This is a genomic window from Lujinxingia vulgaris (genome assembly GCF_007997005.1).
Taxonomy (GTDB): Bacteria; Myxococcota_A; Bradymonadia; order Bradymonadales; family Bradymonadaceae; genus Lujinxingia.
The window spans coordinates 24,714-31,556 of the sequence record NZ_VOSL01000008.1 but is presented as its reverse complement, the minus strand read 5'-3'; the positions used below and the strand labels follow the sequence as shown (position 1 = coordinate 31,556).

The window sequence follows — 6,843 nt, the reverse complement described above, 5'->3', positions numbered from 1 at the left end:
CGCAGGCCGAGCCCGAGGTTGCGGCGCTCGCCCGGCGCGCCCCGGAGCGCGCACAGGCCCGTGACGCGCGGTTTGAGCTCGCCCGCTTCGCGCTGCGTCGCGGCGATATCGCGCTGGCCGAAGAGCGCTTTGAAGCCCTGTGGACCGAAAGCATCGAAGACCATATCACCAGCCGCGCTCTCTACGAATCGGCGCGCATTGAACTCGAGCATCATCAGCAGCGCGAAGAGGCCATCGCCCTGCTCCACCGCGCCATCGCCCAGACCGCCCCCTGGGCGGGGACCGAGCTCGCGCTGAGCTTTCTTACCAGAATCGAGCGCGAGGCCGGCAACCAGCAAACCCTCATTGAGGATTTGAGCCGCATCGCCGCCGGTCTGAAGAACGAACGCCTCAAAGCCCAGCTGCACCTGACCATCGGGGAGCTTCGCCACGCCGATCTTCAAGACGACGAGGGCGCCCTCAACGCCTACCGCGACGCGGCGACAAGCTGCGAGAGCTGCTCGGCCTCCGACGAAGCCCTCTGGCGCATGGCCGAGATTTACAGCGCCCACCAGAACTTCAGCGCCGCCATCCGCGCCCTGTCGATCGTAGCCGAGCGCACCGACGCAAGCTGGTTTGTCGGGAGTTACAACTCCCACCGCGCCGCCGACGCCCGTTTTGAGCTCGGGCGCATTCACCTGCTCTTCCTCGAAGATTATGACGCGGCCAGCGATCATTTTGAGCGCTTCATCGACACCTTTCCCCACGCCATGCGACGCGATCAGGCCGAGTGGCACCTCGTCGAGATCGCGCGCCTGAGCAAGAGCCCGGGCGCCTACCAGCGCGCCCTGCGCCGCTTTGTCAGCGAATTCCCCGAGAGCCGCCTGGCCGACCAGGCCCGCCAGCGTCAGGAGGCCCTCTGATGATCCGCATTGAGAATGTCACCAAATACCACGAGGGACGCGTCGTCATTGATGACGTCACCCTGACGATCGCCGACAACACCAACGTCGGGCTCATCGGGCCGGGAGGCTGCGGCAAATCGGTGCTCTTAAAGATCGTCTGCGGGCTGATCAAACCCGACAAGGGCCGCGTGCTCATCGATGACATCGACGTTCATAAGCTCAAACCCACCGAGCTTGCCGAGCTGCGCTTTCGCATCGGGATGCTCTTTCAGAACTACGCGCTCTTCGACTCGATGAACGTCGCCGACAACATCGCCTTCCCCCTGCGCCAGGCCGGCGAGACCGATGAGGAGCTCATCGCCGAGAAGGTCAAACAGGCGCTGATTGACATCAGCCTGCCGGGCATCGGTGAGCGGTACCCCAATGAGCTCAGCGGTGGTATGAAGAAGCGCGTCAGCTTTGCGCGCGCGGTGATTCGCCGCCCGCCCATCGTCTTCTACGACGACCCCACCGCCGGGCTCGACCCGGTGACCAGCTCGAAGATCTTCATTCTGCTGCGCAAGATGCAGCACGATCATAACACCACCTCGGTCACCATCAGCCACGACATCGAGGGCATCAAAGACATCTGCGATCGCTTCGCGATGCTCGACCGCGGCCGCCTGATCTTCGAGGGCGACCGCCCGGCCATTGAGGCCTGCGAGGATTCGCTGGTCAGCCAGTTCTGGCAGGGCTACAGCGACGACGAACTCAACGTATAAAGACGCCTCATGCATCGACTCGCCACAACATTGCAGGCCCCCTTTCACTGGCTGGGTCAGACGGCCCTGAGCTGGTCGTTTAACGCCGGCGGGCTGGCGCTGCTCACCCTTCAGGTGCTGCGTAACCTGCTGCCGTGGCGCTGGCAGTTCGACGGCCCGGAGACCTGGCGCAACCTCTACCGCGTCGGCGTCAAGAGCTTCCCCATCGTGGTCGTGACCGCAGTTCTGGTGGGCGCGATCATGGTCATTCAGTCCGGCCTCTACATCGAGCAGTACGGCGCCTACGGGTTGCTGGGCTGGGGAGCGGGCTACTCGATTCTGCGCGAGGTTGGCCCGATCCTCATCGGCCTGATGTTCTCGGGCCGCGTCGGCGCCAACAACACCGCCGAGCTGGGCACCATGAAGGTCACCGATCAGGTCGACGCGCTGCGCGCGCTGGCTATTGATCCCATCGGCTATCTGGTGATGCCGCGCTTTATCGCGATGATCCTGATGATGTTCTTGCTGGTCGTCATCGGCAACTTCACCGCGCTCATCGGCGGAGCGGTCACAAGCCAGGTGCTCCTGGATGTGAACATGGTGCTCTTCTTCCAGAGCGTCATCGCCTATGTGCTCCTCGACGATCTTCTTCACGGGCTGATCAAGGCCGTGGCCTTTGGCTTTGCCATCGCGATCATCTCGTGCCACTTCGGGCTGAGCACCTCCGGCGGCGCGGTCGGGGTGGGCCGGGCGGTCAACGCCTCGGTTGTGGGAAGCGCCATCGCCATCTTCGTGCTCGACTACGCCATCACCTTCGCCTCGCTGTGAGCTCGCCATTATGAGCGCATCCCCCGACATCCCGGGCCGCCCCTCCGGCCGCGAGCCCTCGAACTTCCGAGAGTTTCTCTCCGCGCTCGGCGAGCCCATCCTGTATCTGACGCGCACCTTTAAGGAGCTCGTCGAGATGTTCGGGCTCACGCTCTACTACATGGCGCGCGGGCGGACCCGCTGGCGGGCGATCTTTGAGCAGCTGCACGAGGTGGGAAACCGCTCGGTGATCTTTATCGCTGTGACCCTGGGCTTTCTGGGCATGATTCTGATCTACCAGGCGGGCTACCAGGCCGAGCAGATCACGGGCGACCTCCAGCTGCTGGGCGGGCTTTTTTTGCAGCTCCTGCTGCGCGAGTTCGCCCCGACGATCACCGCCATGATGATCGCCACGCGCGTGGCCACCGGCATGGCCGCCCAGATTGGCTCGATGGTGGTCACCGAGCAGGTCGACGCCCTGCAGATGTGCGCCGCCCCGCCGGTTGACTACCTGGTGGTGCCGCGCTTTATCGCCACCACGATCATGATGATCGTGCTCACGATCTTCGCCGTGCTCGTCTCCTACAGCGCCGGCGCGCTGACCGCACTGCTCTCCTTCGGCCTCAACGTGCGCACGTTCATCGACCTGAGCTTCATCGGCTGGTTCGACCTGATCTTATGCCTGAGTAAGGCGCTGGCCTACGGGATGGCCGTCCCGATCATCGCCTGTCACGCCGGCCTCAACGTCTCCGGCGGCAGCGAGGGCGTAGGTCGCGCGACCACCAACGCGGTGGTCAACGCGAGCCTGGCGGTGGTGATCCTCGACTTCATCATCACCAGCCTGGGATACGTGGCGCTGAGCCTTCTTCCCTCCTGAGCTCGCGATCTTCACCTGACCCACGGTCACCTTGCACACGACCCACGGTCACTTTTTCGACCATCTTTCACCTGACCCACGGTCACTTTTCACACGACCCACGGTCACTTTTTGCGACCACTTTTCTCCTGGCCCACGGTCACTTTTTCACACGACCTACGGTCGCCTCTTCACACCCTGTACGCCTGCGCCACGGACGCCGCAATGAGCCAGCCATCGCCCCCAATCCGCATGCCCCGAAGCGCCCTGTTCTGCGCTGCGCTGGCCATGCCGTTGTTGGTGAGTGCATCTGCCAGTGCGCAGTCGGTGCATATGCCCATGGTGGGACGTCAGTTTCCCTCCATAGGTATTGCCGCTCAGGGTGGGGCGGTGATCGACGTGCCCGATTCCGGTATCCGTATGAGCCCGGCTGCCGGTGGTGTAGCGCGCCTCGGACTTCATCATATCGTCGGCCCGCGGCTCTCCATGAGCGCCGAGGTCGGTCTCGGAGCAACCTATCTTGGCGAGCACCCCATGGCGACCGCGCCGCCCGCCGATGCCGAAGTTGGCTTTGCCTGGCAGCTGGCGGTGCTCGCCAGATACTTTCCGATCTACGAGCGCAGCGGCCTGACCTTTGGCGGTGGGCTGCAGTACAGTGGTCTGCGCTTAAGCGATGTGCCCAGCACCCAGATGGGCGCGGAGCTTCGCGCCGGCTACTATCGCTGGCACAGCGAGGAGCGCTTCTGGACGCTTGAGCTTGGGCTGAGCATTCCCCTGATCGAGGGACTCACACTCCCCACCGAGTTTGCCAACCCCGACGAGCCCTCCTCGCCCACTGTGGAGCGCACCTGGCACTACGTGCGTGCCTCACTCGGTCTGAGTTTCGCTTTTTAAGGACGATGCGATGGGCACCATCGAGTTTCGCGACATCTATAAGAGTTTTGGCAACAACCACGTCTTGCGGGGCGTGAGCGTCACGGTGCAGTCCGGCCAGGTCTTTTTTGTGATCGGACAGTCCGGCGCCGGAAAGAGCGTGCTTGTCAAACACCTCGTCGGACTGATTCGCCCGGATCAGGGCCGCGTGCTCCTGGACGGGGTCGATGTAACGGACTTTAAAGAGAAGGAGTTTTTTCCCATCCGCAAACGCTGCGCGATGGTCTTTCAAAATTCGACGCTCTTTGACTCGATGACTCTCCAGGAGAACGTCGCGCTTCCCATCCGCAAGCACCTGGGCGTCACCGTTGAAGAAGCCGGCGAGATGGCGCTGGAGAAGCTCAAGCTCGTCGGGATGCAACGCCACGCGGACCGTTTTCCGGCCGACTTCGGCGACGGAATGCGCAAAAAAGTCGCCATCGCCCGCGCGCTCACGCTCGACCCGGAGTTTGTGATCTTCGATGAGCCCACCACCGGCATCGATCCCATCAGCGCGGCCATGGTCGACAAGCTCATCCGTCACCTCTCCGATGCGCTCGGGGTGACCTCGATTGTGATCAGCCACGATCTGCGCTCAATCTTTGGCATCGCCGACCGCATCGCCATGCTCTACAAGGGCAAGCTCATCCTCGACGGAAGTCAGCAGGCCTTTAAGGAGAGCGACAACCCCATCGTGCAACAGTTTATCAAGGGGCTGCCCGACGGCCCGATGGAAGTCTAACCTCACCGGTGTGCCGCCCCGGGATGAGCAGGGTTGATAATTCCAGCGCTCCCGGGTGAGAATGCGCCTCATTTCGCGTCGCACTTACGCCACCTTTTTCGGGATCTTCTCGATGCAGAAAAAAGAAACCGCCATTGAAGTCAAGGTCGGGGCCCTCGTCCTGCTTGCGACCGCCTTGCTGGTCGCCTTCGTATTTCTTCTGGGCGATTTTCGCCTCTCCAGCGGCTACCAGATCCACGTGCAGTTTAGCACCTCCGGCGGCCTGAAAACCGGCGCCGACGTGGCGCTCTCGGGCATCAACGTGGGCTCGGTCTCCAAGATGGAGTTTGTGCGAAACGACGACCCGGCGAGCGGGCTCCCGGCCGTCGCGGTGCAGGCCTCGCTCGACATTGATGCGCAGTATGCCGACTCCATCCGCGACAACAGCAAGTTCTACATCACCACCCGCGGCGTGCTGGGCGAGCCCTATGTGGAGATCATCACCGAGAACTTCGACGGGGCGGAGGTGGCCAGCGGAGATACGCTTCGCGGCGTCGATCCCCCGCGCATGGAGATCCTGCTCGGCCAGGCCTCCGAGGTGCTCGAGACGATGACCGAGATTCTCAACGACGAAGATCAGGATGTGGGTGCCCTGGTGGCCAACGCCACCCACTTCTTCGGCGTGGTCGGAGATGCCGTCGGCGAGAATCGTGACGAGCTCGATTCGGCGATCGAAGGGCTTAACACGACCACGACCGAGGCCTCGAAATTGCTCGCGGCGATCAACGTCGCGGTGGGCGATGGCCAGCAACTTCGCACCATCGTCAACGACGCGGGCGCCACCGCGGCCAGCGCGCGACGGATGACCGGCCGGCTCAGCGGGCAGATTGATCCGGTGATGGCGAATGTGAGCGAGACTGCCGCCAATGCCCGCGAGATCAGCGAGGTGACGCGCCGCCTCCTCGTCGATAACGAGGGGCGTATCGTCGCTGTGCTCGACGATGCTGAGACCAGCGTCGACAACCTGCGCCAGGTCTCCGACCAGGCCGTCACGCTGGTCGATGGCGTGGCCGCCGGTGAGGGCACCCTTGGGGCCCTGCTCGTCGAGCGCGAGGTCTACGAGGACCTCAAGGATTTGCTGCGCGTGATCAAGCAGCAGCCCTGGAAGATTCTCTGGAAAGAGTAAAAAGGGCCTCCTTCGGGTCGGCGTGATCCCGCATGGCTGCCTTGCTTAGGATTGCGTCTGGGGGGGAACCCTGGTCGATGTTACGAGTGGTAGATCTGTGCGATGGGCGCTCCGCATGGATGGCGTATTGACCGCAATGATGCAGATCTATAGTGACCGCCTACATCTCGACCGTGGGTCGTCGATACGATGACCGGGGATCGGCGATACGATGACCGTGGGTCGTCGATACGATGACCGGGGGATCGGCGATACGATGACCGGGGGTCGGCGATACGATGACCGTGGGTCGTCGAAACGATGACCGTGGGCCGTCGATACGATGACCGGGGGTCGGCGATACGATGACCGGGGGTCGGCGATACGATGACCGGGGGTCGGCGTAGAGCGCAGCACAAAATTTGACAGTGGGGCTCGCAAAAAGCGCGCCACAGACGGTCCGACCCCCCATCGGTTCGAGAGCGCAGATTTGTTGTCCCTCGCATCTACACACCGCAGCAAAATGTTCTGCGGAATTTGCGGCCGCAGTCGCGCCGCCAACTCTAAACACGTCTAAAGTTGACTGAAAGAACTGACCGTGGGTCGTCGATACGATGACCGGGGGTCACCTGACATCCAGTAACGACGCGGCGTTTCGACGCTTATGTCCACATCACATACCTGATCGCCGGCAGAGCCTTCCCTACATCTCCCCATCTTTTTTTCCCCGTGCGACGCAACATCCGCAACTTGCGCGC

General features: G+C 62.8%; 7 protein-coding genes. All 7 read left to right on the top strand.

The features are described 5' to 3' along the window. A partial coding sequence (locus FRC96_RS01575; protein WP_146972292.1) for a tetratricopeptide repeat protein occupies positions 1-902 on the top strand: 902 nt, incomplete at its 5' end. Beyond that, positions 902-1,645: an ABC transporter ATP-binding protein gene (locus FRC96_RS01570; RefSeq protein WP_146972291.1), complete on the top strand. Its 744-nt coding sequence runs from the start codon at positions 902-904 to the stop codon at positions 1,643-1,645. The genes FRC96_RS01575 and FRC96_RS01570, both read left to right, overlap by 1 nt. 9 nt (positions 1,646-1,654) lie before the next feature. Beyond that, positions 1,655-2,452 carry an MlaE family ABC transporter permease gene (locus FRC96_RS01565; protein WP_146972290.1) on the top strand — a complete coding sequence of 266 codons (798 nt, stop codon included), beginning with the start codon at positions 1,655-1,657 and terminating at the stop codon, positions 2,450-2,452. A 10-nt stretch (positions 2,453-2,462) separates the two neighbouring features. Continuing rightward, complete coding sequence (locus FRC96_RS01560) at positions 2,463-3,308, top strand: MlaE family ABC transporter permease (protein ID WP_146972289.1); 846 nt, start codon at positions 2,463-2,465, stop codon at positions 3,306-3,308. A gap of 279 nt (positions 3,309-3,587) precedes the next feature. Further along, positions 3,588-4,181 (top strand): hypothetical protein, encoded by a 594-nt coding sequence (locus FRC96_RS01555; RefSeq protein WP_146972288.1) that lies wholly within the window; start codon positions 3,588-3,590, stop codon positions 4,179-4,181. A gap of 10 nt (positions 4,182-4,191) precedes the next feature. Next, positions 4,192-4,941 carry an ABC transporter ATP-binding protein gene (locus tag FRC96_RS01550; protein WP_146972287.1) on the top strand — a complete coding sequence of 250 codons (750 nt, stop codon included), beginning with the start codon at positions 4,192-4,194 and terminating at the stop codon, positions 4,939-4,941. 112 nt (positions 4,942-5,053) lie between these two features. Continuing rightward, on the top strand, positions 5,054-6,106 hold the full coding sequence (locus tag FRC96_RS01545) for an MlaD family protein (RefSeq protein ID WP_230469759.1): 1,053 nt from the start codon (positions 5,054-5,056) through the stop codon (positions 6,104-6,106). Positions 6,107-6,843: the final 737 nt, after the last annotated feature.

Excerpts from the sequence above, each read along its gene's own strand:
- FRC96_RS01570 (WP_146972291.1), top strand. The coding sequence starts at position 902 with ATGATCCGCATTGAGAATGTCACCAAATACCACGAGGGACGCGTCGTC.
- FRC96_RS01565 (WP_146972290.1), top strand. The coding sequence starts at position 1,655 with ATGCATCGACTCGCCACAACATTGCAGGCCCCCTTTCACTGGCTGGGT.
- FRC96_RS01560 (WP_146972289.1), top strand. The coding sequence starts at position 2,463 with ATGAGCGCATCCCCCGACATCCCGGGCCGCCCCTCCGGCCGCGAGCCC.
- FRC96_RS01550 (WP_146972287.1), top strand. The coding sequence starts at position 4,192 with ATGGGCACCATCGAGTTTCGCGACATCTATAAGAGTTTTGGCAACAAC.
- FRC96_RS01545 (WP_230469759.1), top strand. The coding sequence starts at position 5,054 with ATGCAGAAAAAAGAAACCGCCATTGAAGTCAAGGTCGGGGCCCTCGTC.